A 13,395-nucleotide genomic window follows, 5' to 3' on the forward strand; every position below is an offset into this window, starting at 1 on the left:
ATGTCCCATCTAAAGGTCATGTTACCATGGCGGGGATGGAAGCTCAAGTTCAGGGGAAGATTATTCATTATGAGACTTTGACGTGGGAGAGATGAAAGTGGGAAACACGACAACGCGCGCCGGCGGCCGTAATCATAAGCAAATGCGAACGTACGAACCGGCTAAAGATAAGAAGAACGGGGCGAAAAGCAGCGGCACGGGCGGGGCCAAATGGAAGGAATACATCGCTTTCGCTTCCGTCCCGCTCGTCCTGGTGTTGGGCAACTCCATGCTCGTGCCGATTTTGCCGGATCTGCAGCAACAGCTAGGCGTGACCGATTTTCAATCCAGTCTCGTCATCACATTGTTCTCCGTCGCCGCCGGCGTTATTATTCCGATTATGGGTTATCTGTCGGACCGATACTCGCGCAAAATAATCATTCTCGTATCGCTGGCTATCTATGGTGCGGCCGGCATCGTCGCGGGACTGGGCGCGTTGTGGCATTCCTACGGCGTATTGATTACGGCCAGAGCCTTCCAAGGAATCGGTGCGGCCGGCACGTCTCCGATCGCGATGGCCCTCGTCGGCGATATGTATAAGGACGGCGAAGAAAGCGAGGCGCTTGGACTGATCGAAGCATCGAACGGCACGGGCAAAGTCGTCAGCCCGATCATCGGGTCGCTGCTCGCCATGTGGATGTGGTATGCCCCGCTATTCGCGTTCCCGTTCTTCTGCGCCGCTTCGTTCGCGCTCATGCTCATGATCAAGGAACCGAAGAAGACCGATAAAAAACCGATGCCCGTCAAAACGTACGTCGCGAATGTCGTCCAAGTGTTCCGAGAGAAAGGAAAATGGCTGATATCGTCTTTCCTCGCGGGAGCGCTCGGGCTGTTCATTTTGTTCGGCGTGCTGTTCCGTTTATCGGACGTGCTGGAGAAAAAACCATACAGCATCGATGGCGTAGCCAAAGGCGGCATACTAGCCATCCCGCTGCTCGGGCTTGTCATTACCGCGTACATGACCGGTCACCACATTAAGAACAACGGCGTTCTCATGCGCAGACTTATGATGCTTGGGCTTGCCATCTTGGCCGCCTCCCTTGGCGCCGCGGCGTTCTTCCATCAGAACGTGTGGATCGTGATCGGACTGGCTACCGTCGGAAGCGTGGGAACCGGCATGCTGCTTCCCTGTCTCAATACGCTGATCACCGGTTCGGTCGACAGCCAGCACCGCGGCATGATTACCTCGTTGTACAGCAGCCTACGCTTCCTTGGCGTCGCCTTCGGACCGCCGATCTTCGGCTGGCTGGCCGGCAAATCGGACCTGCTGCTCTATAGCGTCGTCGCCGGGTTATCGCTGTGCGCGCTCGGACTGGTTGCCGGGTTCGTCCGCCCGCCCAAGACGGCCGGCGACGCCGCGTAGCGCATGCGCCTGTGTTATACTGAGGGGAGTTTAGATGAGAGGCGATCGACGATGTCTAATCCCAATCCCCCTACAAAGCAATCCTTCGATCTGACGGATCGAATTACGATAACGACGGACGCCTATGACATGATGCTTTTGCATGCCAAGCAAAGACTGCCTTTCGAAGCTTGCGGCGCGCTTGCGGGATCGCTTCCGGGCATTCAGCAGCATGCAGGCATACAAATCACCGCCGTCTACGCAATTCCCAATGAGGCCCCGAACCCGAATCGGACCTTTGCCTTCTCGCCGGATGCCTGGGTGAACGCTTATTATCGAATGCAAAAAAACCGACAATCGCTTGTCGGTTTCTTCCATTCCCATCCCACCGCTCCGCCTGTCTTGTCGCAAGCCGATCTGGCCGGTCTGCGGCATTCTGGCGCGGAGACGTGTTGGATTCTCTCTCTGGCCAATCCGGATTCGCCGTCGGTATGCGTTTACCGCCAACTCCGCGGACAATGGCTTCCTTCAATGTTTGCTCAAGTACGCGTATAGATCGCCAAGCGTCTGGATATTCCGCGATAGGATCCGTCGCAAGTAATGCTGCCACAGCCGTCCGGTCATCAAGGAGTCTTCCAACGCATGGTGCCGCCGCGTAATCGGAATGCCGCTCTCGATTAGCAGTTCGTCCAGCCCGTAACCTTCCCGATTCGGCTCCAGCCACTTGGCGACCATCATCGTGTCGAGTACGCGGTGCGTCAAGTTCACTTTGGACGTCCGCCATAACGCCGCGTTCAGAAACTGTTTATCGTGCCCGCTCGCATGCGCAACCAAAATTCGCTTGCCGACGAACTCCATAAAGTCGTGCAGCACCTGCATCAAATCCGGCGCATCCTCCGCCATCTCGTTCGTAATACCGGTCAGCTCCGTGATATGCTTCGGTACGCGGCGCTTCGGATTGACGAGACTGTAGAAACTTCGATCCTCGTACACTTCGCGTCCCTTCATCATCACGGCACCGACCGAGAGGATCTCGTCTCCGTTGTACGGATAGAAACCCGTTGTCTCGAGATCGAACACGATATACTCCGTTTCATCCAGCAGCTGTTCCAATGCGGATTGCTTGCGCTGCTCCTTGGACATGGAGCGGATAAACGCCATTTGCTGGGCATTCTGCGCCCCCAGCATCGAAGCAATTGCCGGCGTAATGCCCCCCATTTTGTACAAATGCCACATCCGCCCGACGCCCTTCTGCTCTTTCATGGTGTCACCCCTTTCGCGCTACGTTCTCCCGTCCATCTCCTTGTGCACGCGACGTTGGAGTTTCTTGCCGACGCGCAGCCCTACCTTCAACTCTTCGATCAAATCCTTGGTCAATCGCCGCTTGGCCAGCTTGCCGTTATTCGCATACACCGAATCGACGTACCGCTCGGTCGTCATCAGCCGCAGCCGGAGGAATAGCTTGAATGTGTCACGATATACCTGCTTATCGCTATCCGTTACCTTGCCTAGCCGGTGAAGCGCATCGATTCGATCCAGCGTGGACGTCTCTCGCAGCTCCGATTGGATGGCTATGAGCCGAATTGCGTTCACCATCGGAATATAGGCACCGTATTTGACGTCCAAACTGCCTGCATCCTCGCCATACTGTTCCTTTAACAGCTGCCCGAAGACGCCGATCAACACTTTATGCCGCATCGTATTGCTCAGCATATGATTCGCCACGGCCGGGTTGCGCAGCAGATCGGAGTAGAAATGATCTTTCAGCTCGTCCGTAAGCTCGCATGATCCACAGACGCATCTCGCGTCCGCGATGATGAGCAAATAACGAACCCGCTCCCAATTCGGCTCCTCGAACCAGCCGTTTAGCTTCTGCTTCCATTCGGATAACGGCATGTTCCAGTCCGCATTGGCGCTAATGACATTCCCTTCGCAAGGCGGATAACCGATCTGCACGAGAGCTTGGGTGATCACGCCCGCAAAATCGCTAAAGTAACGCCGGACTTCCTCCAGCTGCGAAGAATCGCGTGGATCCTGATAGATGAGGCCGCTGTCTTGATCGCTGGATAACGTTTGCTCTTCCCGTCCTCCGCTGCCGAACAATAGATATGCATAAGGCACGGGAGGGGAGCCGTTCCCCATCCGTGCCATTTGCATTTCCGAAAGGGCGATCGTGCGCTGGATCAGCGCGTCGTGAACGCCGTTCAGATGATTATAAAATTGTTCGACCGGTTGTTCGAAGAGCAGCGATTCCATATGCTCATGGAATTGATCGCGTAATCCGCGCAGCGTCTTGTAATCGTCGGCTTGGCTGATTAACGTCAGCAGTTGTGCGCAGACCGGATCGTTCATACTGCTCGCTCCCCTTTGGTCCATATATCTCTACTATTCCGATTTTATCATGGGAGTTACAGGTTTTGCTGCGCCTTCTTCATTTGTTCCGGGTAGCCATACGTGCCGTGCTCGGAAAGGTCGAGACCGATAATCTCTTGCTCTTCCGTGACGCGGAAGCCCATGATCATCTTCATGACGCCGAGGATCAGGAACGACGCTGCGAGAACGAACGCGCCGCATACGACGACGGACTCGAATTGAATCCACAATTGGTGCCAGCTGCCCGTATCGATCAGACCGCCGCGGCCGACGCCTACTTGCTCAGCCAGCGTTTGAGTGGCGAAGATACCGTTGGCGAGCGTACCCCAGATACCGGCAACGCCGTGCACGGACAATGCGTAGATCGGATCGTCGACCTTGATTTTCTCGAAGAATTTCACGCTGAATACGACCAGAATACCGGCAACCAGACCGATGACAACCGCTGCCCAAGGATCAACGAATGCGCAGGATGCTGTGATCGCGACCAACCCGGCGAGAGCGCCGTTCAGCATCGACGTAATGTCCGCCTTGCCAGCTACCAGCCACGAGATCAGAAGCGCCGCTACGGCACCGCCTGCCGCGCCTAGCTGCGTGTTGAATGCCACATAACCGAAGAAGCCTTCGCCAACGCTTACCGCGCTGCCTGCATTGAAACCGAACCAGCCCACCCACAGAAGAAGTACCGATAATGCGCTATATACTTGGTTGTGACCAAGAATCTCATTCGCGGACCCGTCTTTGTTAAACTTGCCGATACGAGGTTTAAGAAGAACTGTAGCCGCGAATGCCGCAAGCGCGCCCGTTAAGTGCACGACGGTGGAGCCTGCGTAATCTTGCGCGCCGTCTTTCGCCAGCCAGCCGCCGCCCCAGATCCAGTGCGCGACAACCGGGTAAATAACCGCCGTGAACAGAATCGTGAATACGAGGTAAGAAGACAATTTCGCGCGTTCCGCGAATCCGCCCCACGCGATGCTCAGCGAGATCGCCGCGAACGCCAATTGGAACAGGAAGAAGATCGTCAAAGGGTAGGGAGCATCCTGCGCAGCTACGATAGAAGGATTGAAGAAGAATTCGCCAATGCCGATGAACTTGCTGAGCGTCGTCTCCGCATTGTCCGTACCGAACGTGAAGCCATAACCTACCGCCCAGTAAACCAAGGAACAAAGGCCAAGCGTGAAGATCGTCTTGCCGGCAACGTGGCCTGCGTTCTTCATCCGGGTCGAACCGGACTCAAGCAAAATAAATCCGCCTTGCATCAGAATGACCAATACTGCCGAGACCATGATCCACAGGGCATTAAGCCCCATATTTAGTTGTGCTGCTGATGGATCATCCGCATACGATAATGCCGGGAACAATAAGGCTAAAGCTCCTAATGATACTAATGTTTTCTTGACCACGACGACCACTCCCTTAATGTTATGATTCCTGACACATGAGGAAAGACTTAATGTCATTATAGTCAGAACAGTATATTTTGACAATATCCTTTTTGACAAAGTGCAAAAAAATTCTAACGTTCGTGTGTTTTCCAGATGGCAATGTTAAGTTATTTCTCACAAATGGCCGAGAATCAGGTTGCAAGGACGAGAATACTTCGGCTTTTATAGCCATTAGAGCCATTAACGCGCCTGCCATCAGTATTCTATGTATGACGTGAACAGAGCTCACATGTCAGCTTTCCGACTTGTAAATCGTACCAAAAGCATGACGTTTGACTGTATGGTTGATTTTTCGGTATCATATTATAGATAAGTAATCATGTGCTTGAAAGAAGGTGAGGACATGGCAGAGAAACCGCTGTACCGTATTGGCGAATTATCCAAGCTCGCTGGCGTGAGCGCGCGCACTATCGATTTTTACACATCATCCGGTCTTATCGTACCTGAAACCCGTTCCGCCAAAAATTACCGTCTTTATAGTGACGACACGTTAGAGCGGCTTAAACGAATCGAACAAATGAAGAAGGACAAATATTCTTTAGACGAAATCAAAGCCAACATTGATAGCTGGCAAAAAATTTCGCCCGACGAACATGTCTCTAGCAAGCTTACAGACCTCCAGCTTCATCTGGAGCAGCTGCAGCGCGAAGTGAAGGAACTTGAACCGGTATTGAATCAAATGAAGCCCAAACAGGCGCAGCAAGTGTTCAAACGGCTCGTCCCTTCGACCGCCGCCTGCGTCGAAGCACTCATGCTCTTAATGAACAAAGGCGGAATCATGTAAAGCTTGAGGAAACGCACCAACGAAACTACCATAATGGAGGGATACGCATATGTTCTTTCACCCTATGGACTTCCTCATCCTCATTGCCTTTGCCGTCTCCATCTGGGCGCAATTTCGCGTTCGGGGCACGTTTAACCGTTGGTCAGACGTCCCTGTCTCGAGCGGGCTAACCGGTTATCAGGCAGCCAGACGCATGTTAGACAACAACGGACTTCATCACATTCCCGTGGAACCGGTACGCGGAATGCTGTCCGACCACTATGATCCGATCCATCGGGTCGTGCGGCTGTCCGAGCCGGTGTATTACGAGCATTCCATCTCGGCGATCTCGGTCGCCTGCCATGAAGTCGGCCATGCGATCCAGCATAGCGTAAACTATCCGATGCTTGTGCTTCGCCACCGGATTTTCCCGGTCGTCAATATCGCGTCCGGCATCGCGCCGTTCCTGTTGATCGCCGGCTTTCTCTTCCAAGCAACCGGACTTCTCGGCCTCGGCATCGTGTTCTTCTCGATCGCGGTCGCGTTTCAGTTGATTACGCTGCCCGTCGAGTTTAACGCCAGCAGCCGGGCAAGAGAGCTCATGGTGTCCGAAGGCTTCATTACGAACGAGGAAGAACGCAGCGTAGCCAAGGTTCTCAACGCCGCCGCATTGACGTACGTTGCCGCCGCGCTAATTTCGCTGCTTGAACTGCTCAAATATGTGATGATCTTTACTTCAAGCCGAGAAGAATAACGCACGTGGTGTTAAGGGAAGCTTCCCTGCCAGTTCGCTTGGCACAAACAAAGAGGAGGGCCGACGCATTCGACGGCCCTCCTCTTTGTTTGTGCTGCCTGAATTATTTGGTCGTGAAGCGCGATAACGATTCGCCCAGCGCTTGGGAGACCGTCTCCAGTTTCTCCGACAGGTTGACCAGACCTGCGGCGATATTCGTCTGTTCGCTGCTTAACGATGCGACCTCTTCCGATGTCGCGGAAGATTCCTCTGCGACCGCGCTAACGTTGCTCATGGCTTCATTTAAGACTTGCTGCGAATGCTCCAGCTTTCCAATCGCCTCGGTCACGTCGTTCAGGCTGCCGATGAATTGCGACATTTGGCCATGGACGCCGGCGAAGATCGCATCCGCCTCTTTCACGGATACGATTTGCTCCTGGAACATCGGATACGCAGTGGTCAACACACCAACCGTCTGTTCGATTTCACTCTGGATCGTAACCGTAATCTGCCCGACGACGTCGATCGATTGTCTGGATTGGTCCGCCAACTTCCGAATCTCGTCGGCGACGACCATAAACCCTTTGCCCGCTTCTCCCGCTCGCGCGGCTTCGATTGCCGCGTTCAGGGAAAGAATATTCGTCTGTTTCGTAAGATTTTGCAGCACATCGAGAATTTTGCGAATGGATTCCGTGCTTTCTTGCAGCCGCTCAACCTTCTCGACCATGGAACGCGTCATCTCTTCGGTCGAAGTGGTCTTGTTGATCAACACCTTCATGTGGTCGGTTCCCTGCATGCTAGAGCGTTCGACTTCGCGAGCAGCCGATGACATTAACGAATTGCTCGCCATCACTTGTTTCATCTGGAGCTCGATTTCGCCGGTTAAATCCGTGCCTCTTTCCGCTTCGATCGCCAGACTGGTCGCGCCGCTTGCGATCTCTTCGGTCGCGGACGCGATTTCCTTCGCCGAATTGGAAGTGCGACGAGACGCTTCCGCCAGATCGCCGGCCGTCGACAACACATCCTGCGCGGACTGCGTCGTCTGTTGAACAAGCGCCGTAATCTGGGCCATCATCAGATTAAAGCTATTCGACAGCTGGCCAATCTCATCCTTGCTCTTGATCGTGGAACGCACCATCAGATTGCCGCGTTCCCCTTCGTTCATGAGATTGCGCAGTTGGACGAGCGGTCTTGCCACAATGCGAATGACGAAGAGACCGATGCCGACAGCCAGCAGCGCCGCGACTGCCGCAATGATCCACGTGGTCGTGCGAATGGTGCCCGCGTCTTTCACTAATTGTTCTACTGGCACCGCTCCAAGCAGGCGCCAATTGTCCACGGCCTCGAATTGATCGTAGATCGCGAGTACTTCGCGTCCGGCTTGATCCGTCCCGTCCATGGAGCCGCCCTTCGCCGCCTGTCCTTCCGCCGGAAGTTTGACTGCCGAAGGCTTGCCCACCAACGTCACGTCGCTATCGTAGACGATCGCGCTGTTCATATCCACGATAGATATGCGGCTGCCATCGCCGATTTGCAGATCGGCCAACTGAGCGGCCAAGTGCTCCGCGCTATATTCCATCACGAGCACGAAATCGCCTTTGTTCGTAATGGTGTTTTTGATTACGCGGGATGCGCCGAACGTCGGTGTGTTCCCCTGCCCGCTCAGACCTTGCGCTTGAACCGGAATCCAGATCAGCTTGCCGTCCTGCTCCACTACTTCCTTGAACCACGCCTCGTTCTGCGGTTCCGTCAACGTGGTGCCGACCGATATCGTCGGGATATCGCCCGCCATCGCAATGAGGTTGGTATTGACGATCGAATCATTGCCGACGACGTACATTTGAAGAACCTTGCTCACTTCTTGCGTCGCTTGGAAACGCTCGTATGTATCCTGAGAATTGATCATGGCGTCGATGTTCTTCTGAATGGTCGTGTCCAGCATAATTTGCATCGTCATATCTTCGTAGTTCTGGAACATCAAGTCCAGCTTGCCCGCCGATTGGCGAATCGCCACTTCCGTTGATTCCGAAACTTTGTCTTTTATGATGGATTTGGAGGTGGAATACGAAAATAAACCTACGGCCAATACGCATACGACGATCGCGATAAAAATAATTAAAAACAACTTCAGTCCGACGGATTGCAAACGAATACGGTTTCTCATAATGGCCCCCTTAGCCTAATCGAGGTTCTGTATAAGTAAAGCGTTTACATGAACGAATTTGTAAACCTGCTGCTTCGCGACTATACGTCCGGGATATGTTCGCGCTGTTCATCCTTCCTGCCGTTGTCATGATCCGTGGTTGTTCAGGCGTTCTCTCCTCTTGTCTGTGGGATCGGCATGGTTCATCTAACCTTACCGTGCAAAATTATCCTTATCCTATTTGTCGGCTTTGTCGCGTTAAAACTTTATAGCAAAACGAGGCGACATGAAAAAAACTCCTCCCCGGGTAAACACGACCGGAAAGGAGTATGCTAAGGTGTAGAGACTACGGGCGTATCCGTTTGCGCATCATGTCCATAGGCTGAACCGGCTGTTCGGTTCTCATGACGATCGGCTGAAGCGGATGACGAGCCGCGTCCAGCTTATCGCCCGCTTCATCGGCGATATCGCCGACCACTTGTTTGAACGCGGTGCCGTTCGGCCCGAAAAACTCAACCTCTTGGCCTGGTTTAAAGTTGTTGCGCTGCTGGATGACCGCAAGACCGGTCGATTCGTCGTAGGACAGCACTACGCCTGCGAAATCATACGGCGCCGCTTTATCTTCCGGTCCGTAAATATGATCCTCCGCGCCTGGCGTATCATAGAAGAATCCCGTGTTAAGCGGGCGATTGGCCGCCTTCTGGATATCATGCAGCCATTCTTCCTTTAGCTCGTAGTTGTCGGGATCCGCCATATAGGAATCAATCGCTCGCCGATATGCGTGTACGACGGTCGCCACGTAATGCAAGCTTTTCATACGTCCTTCGATCTTAAAGCTGTCGACGCCAACCTCGATCAGGTCCGGCACGTTCTCCAGCATGCATAGATCTTTGGAGCCCATCGTAAATTGATCTTCGTCCATCCCGTACACTTGAATATCGTCCTCGTACAAATCGTACTTCCAGCGGCAAGATTGACAACATCCGCCTCGGTTGGAATCGCGATCCGTGAAATGGTTCGATAGCACGCAGCGTCCGGAATACGACGAACACATCGCGCCGTGAATAAACGCTTCGATCTCGACATCTACGTTCGCCTTGATTTCCGCGATCTCTTCCAGGCTGGCTTCGCGCGCGAGCACGACGCGCGGCATGCCTTCGTCTTTCCAGAATTGGACCGCCTGCCAGTTCATTGTCGATTGCTGCGTGCTGACGTGCACTTCCAGCTTCGGCGCGACGCGCTGAGCCGTCTCCATAATAATCGGGTCGGCCGCGATAATCGCCGCGATTCCGGCTTTCTCCAGGCCGTGCAAGTAATCCTCGAGCCCTGCCAGATCCTCGTTGTGCGCATAAATGTTCGTCGCGACAAACACTTTGGCGCCATAGCGATCAGCGAATTCCACGCCTTCCTTCATTTCTTCAAACGTGAAGTTGTCCGCGTTCGAACGCAGCCCGTAATGCTGGCCGCCAATATATACCGCATCCGCCCCGTAATGGACGGCGAATTTAAGCTTCTCCAGATTGCCTGCCGGAGCAAGCAGCTCAGGCCGGTCCAGACGGTGACGTTTTCCCGTGAAAAGAGGTTTCGTCTTCGTTGCCATGGCCGTGCACCTCCTGATTGTGTTTCGCGATGTTGTTAGATCGTATACCGATCAATACACTTGTTCTTTGTAGAAGAACCCATAGGATAACTCGCGATTCGGATCTTGTAAAGCTTGAATTGCTTCCAGCCACGATTCGTTGAACCGGTAACCATCCGGGTCGGCGGCGTAAGCGTCGATGGCCGCACGATAAGCGCGAATCACGGTTTCGTTATATTCGGCGGATTTGAGCAACGTCTCGATGCGGAAGCTATCGATGCCCGCTTCCATCAACTCATGCAAATTCTCGATCATGCACAAATCGTCCGCGCTCATAATGTGCGTGCCGTTCGCGTCTTCATAAATCGGATATCGCTCGTTTGGACGCTCCGCTTCCATTAGGTACAAACCTTCTTCGATCGTGCCTTGCGGCACCCCGTTGCCTGGCAGTTGGCTCGACTGCTCTTTTGCACCTTCGCTTTGATGATCAACATAGTTCCGAACGAGCGGACGTTTGGAATGATAAATATTCGTCAAACCATGCACCTGCACTTGAATTTCAAGCGACGATTGGGCTTTCGTCTCCAGCACTTGCTCCATATTCAGCTCGCGGGCGGTAATAAAACGAGTCGCTCCGCGTCTGCCCCAATATTCCGCCGTGGCATAATTCGTCGATGTCATCTCCGCGTTCCAATGCAGCGGCACTCCCGCGGCTTCGGTACGCGCCGTCATCAGTACGGCCGGATCGCCGAATACGATCGCGTCCACGCCAGCATCCACGATTTGTTTCATATATCCAGGCAGCGTGCGTACGGTATCGTTGTCGAGTACGTTGTTCAAGGCCGCATAAATTCTGATGCCGCGCGGTTTGGCGAAGGCTACCGCTTCGGCGATCTGTTCTACCGGGAAATCGCCTGGCAGACGAACGCCGTACCGGGATTCCCCGATTACGAATGCGTCTGCGCCGGCTTCCGCGAATCGCCTTAATTCATCCAATGAAGAGGCGCTTGCCAATAGTTCGGGTTTTGTTGCCATCATGCGCCCTCCTTTTCTTCGATGTCGTTGTTAATTTTGCGCCGTTTCGTTGCTCTTGCGAATGTTGCGATTATGCTCGCTGAATGTGCGCGCGAATAGATGCTCGTTGGAGCCGTCCTTCTTTGTTACGTAGAACAAGAATTCCGATGTTTCCGGATATAACGCCGCTTCAATCGATTTCAAGCTTGGCGATGCGATCGGTCCCGGCGGCAGTCCGTTCACTTTATACGTGTTGTACGGACTCTCGACTTCAAGGTCTTTCTCCAGCAGCCGTTCCTTCTGTTTGTCGAGTAAATACTGCACGGTCGCATCGATTTGCAGCGGCATCTTCGCCTTCAACCGGTTGTAAATAACCCCTGCGACGATCCCACGTTCCTTGTCCACGACGACTTCGCGTTCAACCAAGGAAGCAATGGTCATCAGTTCGTGGAAATTAACGCCGCGCTCCTTCATCGCCTCTTCCCATTCCTCGGGCAAAGCCACCAGCTTGCGGTCGAGCTCTTTCAGCATGCGGTCCACAATCTCTTCCGCCGTGCTGCCTTTCTCCATTTCGTAGGTCTCCGGGAACAAGTAGCCTTCCAGTCGGTGCTTGAGGTCTTTGTTATCCGGAATGCCGCGAATCGCCTCGACATCCGCCCATTGGCTTGTCCCGTCGGCAAGCGCCAGGAAAGCGTCTCGGTCGACAAGTCCGTCTTTGCTCAAGGAATCCGCGATCTGCGCGACCGTGAATCCTTCCGGTATCGTAAAGCGAATCGTCTCGGCTTGCACCGTTTCGCCTGCATTCAATTTCGCGATGACCGCGTCGATATCCATGCCTGGGACGAGTTCATACGTCCCTGCCTGAAAGCGCGATCCTTCATCTTGGTACCGCAAATAATATTTGAAAATAAAACCGTTTCGGATGATCCCTTGGTCTTCCAGCACTTGCGCAAACTCGAACGGCGACATGCCGTTCTCCAATACGACCTCGCGAACTTCGCCCGCGGAAGTAGGTCGCAATCCGTTCCAAATATAAAAGGCAATGCTTGCTGCAATAAGAATAAAGAGTCCAAGCAGCGAGGTAATAACCCACAGCGTGATCCGTGCTTTCGACGGCCCTCTGCGCGCTTTACGTCCCGCGTCTTGCGCTCCCTTCACTGGCTGCTTCTGATAATCCAAGCTCAGGTCCTCCATTTCGGCTGCGGTACGGGTAGCAAAGAATGCTTAAGCTTCAAATGCCGTGGAAAAGGGACGGCCTTAGACCGCCCCTGCTTCCAAGCAACTTCAGATGATAAGATCGCCGTCGTCGATAAACTAGCCTTAAGGCCTTTCATCGCCGATAAACAGCAAATCGTCGTAAGCTTCCGCCGCATCTTCCCATTCGTCTTCGTCGTCGATCGACTCGAGCTCAGGCTCTCCGCCGTCCTGCCGAACGATCCGAAAGAATGCGACTTCGTCTTCCTTGCGCATCGCTTCAGTCTGTAAACCGGCATACATTTGCTCGCCGATTCGAAATTCCGCCGCGATTAGAAATGGTTCCATTCCCCCGTCCTCGCCGACAAGCTCGACCTCGCGGCCGTAAATCGGTCCCAAAACGGATATACGTTCAACTGGTTTCAAACGTCTGACGCTCCTTTCGACTTGCGCTAAATGCGTTAGTCGTTCTCGTCGATCTCGGCGAGCAGCGTGTTGAACGTTTCCTCAACCATGTTCCACTCTTCCTCGTCGTCGATCGTATACAGCTTCAGGTCGTCGCCTTCTTCTTCGTAACGGAAAGCGTATACTTCGTCTGCTTCTTCGTCGTCTTCCTCGGCATTCAGCGGAACGACCATCATATATTTTTGATCGGAGCCATCCACCTCAAACTTCATGACAACCTCGAACTCTTCCTCATTGCCGTCTTCATCCGGAATGTAGATGATTTCTGGTTCTTCGAACTGCATGTCGTCCTTTGTCATCGTAAC

General features: G+C 53.6%; 13 protein-coding genes. 4 read left to right on the forward strand and 9 right to left on the reverse strand.

Annotation, left to right across the window (positions count from 1 at the left end):
* Positions 1 to 142: 142 nt before the first annotated feature.
* Together BCM02_RS16515 and BCM02_RS36620 are read left to right on the forward strand one after the other, a co-directional pair.
* Positions 143 to 1,402 carry an MFS transporter gene (locus BCM02_RS16515; protein ID WP_425466185.1) on the forward strand — a complete coding sequence of 420 codons (1,260 nt, stop codon included), beginning with the start codon at positions 143 to 145 and terminating at the stop codon, positions 1,400 to 1,402.
* Between the two features lie 51 nt (positions 1,403 to 1,453).
* A complete protein-coding gene (locus BCM02_RS36620) occupies positions 1,454 to 1,936 on the forward strand; it encodes a M67 family metallopeptidase (RefSeq protein ID WP_187434256.1) in 483 nt (160 codons plus the stop codon).
* Here BCM02_RS36620 and BCM02_RS16525 read toward each other — a convergent pair.
* The 3 genes from BCM02_RS16525 to BCM02_RS16535 are packed head-to-tail and all read right to left on the reverse strand — an operon-like array spanning position 1,910 to position 5,157.
* A complete protein-coding gene (locus BCM02_RS16525) occupies positions 1,910 to 2,644 on the reverse strand; it encodes a 3'-5' exonuclease (protein ID WP_148930229.1) in 735 nt (244 codons plus the stop codon). The genes BCM02_RS36620 and BCM02_RS16525 overlap by 27 nt on opposite strands.
* Before the next feature lie 18 nt (positions 2,645 to 2,662).
* Positions 2,663 to 3,733 carry a DUF294 nucleotidyltransferase-like domain-containing protein gene (locus BCM02_RS16530; protein ID WP_148930230.1) on the reverse strand — a complete coding sequence of 357 codons (1,071 nt, stop codon included), beginning with the start codon at positions 3,731 to 3,733 and terminating at the stop codon, positions 2,663 to 2,665.
* A gap of 56 nt (positions 3,734 to 3,789) precedes the next feature.
* Positions 3,790 to 5,157: an ammonium transporter gene (locus BCM02_RS16535; protein WP_148930231.1), complete on the reverse strand. Its 1,368-nt coding sequence runs from the start codon at positions 5,155 to 5,157 to the stop codon at positions 3,790 to 3,792.
* A 385-nt stretch (positions 5,158 to 5,542) separates the two neighbouring features.
* Here BCM02_RS16535 and BCM02_RS16540 point away from each other — a divergent pair, with 385 nt between their 5' ends.
* Positions 5,543 to 5,983, forward strand: a complete 441-nt coding sequence (locus BCM02_RS16540; RefSeq protein WP_148930232.1) for a MerR family transcriptional regulator — start codon at positions 5,543 to 5,545, stop codon at positions 5,981 to 5,983.
* A 49-nt stretch (positions 5,984 to 6,032) separates the two neighbouring features.
* Positions 6,033 to 6,716, forward strand: coding sequence for a zinc metallopeptidase (locus tag BCM02_RS16545; protein ID WP_148930233.1), 684 nt, complete (start codon positions 6,033 to 6,035; stop codon positions 6,714 to 6,716).
* A gap of 103 nt (positions 6,717 to 6,819) precedes the next feature.
* Here the strand turns inward: BCM02_RS16545 and BCM02_RS16550 are convergent, their stop codons facing one another.
* From BCM02_RS16550 to BCM02_RS16575, 6 genes are all read right to left on the reverse strand, one after another.
* Positions 6,820 to 8,859 carry a methyl-accepting chemotaxis protein gene (locus BCM02_RS16550; RefSeq protein WP_148930234.1) on the reverse strand — a complete coding sequence of 680 codons (2,040 nt, stop codon included), beginning with the start codon at positions 8,857 to 8,859 and terminating at the stop codon, positions 6,820 to 6,822.
* Between the two features lie 325 nt (positions 8,860 to 9,184).
* Positions 9,185 to 10,438: a peptidase U32 family protein gene (locus BCM02_RS16555; RefSeq protein WP_148930235.1), complete on the reverse strand. Its 1,254-nt coding sequence runs from the start codon at positions 10,436 to 10,438 to the stop codon at positions 9,185 to 9,187.
* A gap of 51 nt (positions 10,439 to 10,489) precedes the next feature.
* Positions 10,490 to 11,452, reverse strand: a complete 963-nt coding sequence (locus BCM02_RS16560) for a peptidase U32 family protein (protein WP_148930236.1) — start codon at positions 11,450 to 11,452, stop codon at positions 10,490 to 10,492.
* 30 nt (positions 11,453 to 11,482) lie between these two features.
* Positions 11,483 to 12,610: an endolytic transglycosylase MltG gene (gene mltG / locus BCM02_RS16565; RefSeq protein WP_246183413.1), complete on the reverse strand. Its 1,128-nt coding sequence runs from the start codon at positions 12,608 to 12,610 to the stop codon at positions 11,483 to 11,485.
* Between the two features lie 141 nt (positions 12,611 to 12,751).
* Positions 12,752 to 13,051, reverse strand: a complete 300-nt coding sequence (locus BCM02_RS16570; protein ID WP_246183414.1) for a DUF1292 domain-containing protein — start codon at positions 13,049 to 13,051, stop codon at positions 12,752 to 12,754.
* 35 nt (positions 13,052 to 13,086) lie between these two features.
* Complete coding sequence (locus BCM02_RS16575; protein WP_148930238.1) at positions 13,087 to 13,389, reverse strand: DUF1292 domain-containing protein; 303 nt, start codon at positions 13,387 to 13,389, stop codon at positions 13,087 to 13,089.
* Between the last annotated feature and the right edge of the window lie 6 nt (positions 13,390 to 13,395).

The organism is Paenibacillus methanolicus (assembly GCF_008124765.1).
GTDB classification, from domain to species: Bacteria; Bacillota; Bacilli; order Paenibacillales; family Paenibacillaceae; genus Paenibacillus_Z; species Paenibacillus_Z methanolicus.

Excerpts from the sequence above, each read along its gene's own strand:
- BCM02_RS16530 (WP_148930230.1), bottom strand. The coding sequence starts at position 3,733 with ATGAACGATCCGGTCTGCGCACAACTGCTGACGTTAATCAGCCAAGCC.
- BCM02_RS16560 (WP_148930236.1), bottom strand. The coding sequence starts at position 11,452 with ATGGCAACAAAACCCGAACTATTGGCAAGCGCCTCTTCATTGGATGAA.
- BCM02_RS16515 (WP_425466185.1), top strand. The coding sequence starts at position 143 with ATGCGAACGTACGAACCGGCTAAAGATAAGAAGAACGGGGCGAAAAGC.
- BCM02_RS16545 (WP_148930233.1), top strand. The coding sequence starts at position 6,033 with ATGTTCTTTCACCCTATGGACTTCCTCATCCTCATTGCCTTTGCCGTC.
- BCM02_RS16575 (WP_148930238.1), bottom strand. The coding sequence starts at position 13,389 with ATGACAAAGGACGACATGCAGTTCGAAGAACCAGAAATCATCTACATT.
- BCM02_RS16550 (WP_148930234.1), bottom strand. The coding sequence starts at position 8,859 with ATGAGAAACCGTATTCGTTTGCAATCCGTCGGACTGAAGTTGTTTTTA.
- BCM02_RS16525 (WP_148930229.1), bottom strand. The coding sequence starts at position 2,644 with ATGAAAGAGCAGAAGGGCGTCGGGCGGATGTGGCATTTGTACAAAATG.
- BCM02_RS36620 (WP_187434256.1), top strand. The coding sequence starts at position 1,454 with ATGTCTAATCCCAATCCCCCTACAAAGCAATCCTTCGATCTGACGGAT.
- BCM02_RS16540 (WP_148930232.1), top strand. The coding sequence starts at position 5,543 with ATGGCAGAGAAACCGCTGTACCGTATTGGCGAATTATCCAAGCTCGCT.
- BCM02_RS16555 (WP_148930235.1), bottom strand. The coding sequence starts at position 10,438 with ATGGCAACGAAGACGAAACCTCTTTTCACGGGAAAACGTCACCGTCTG.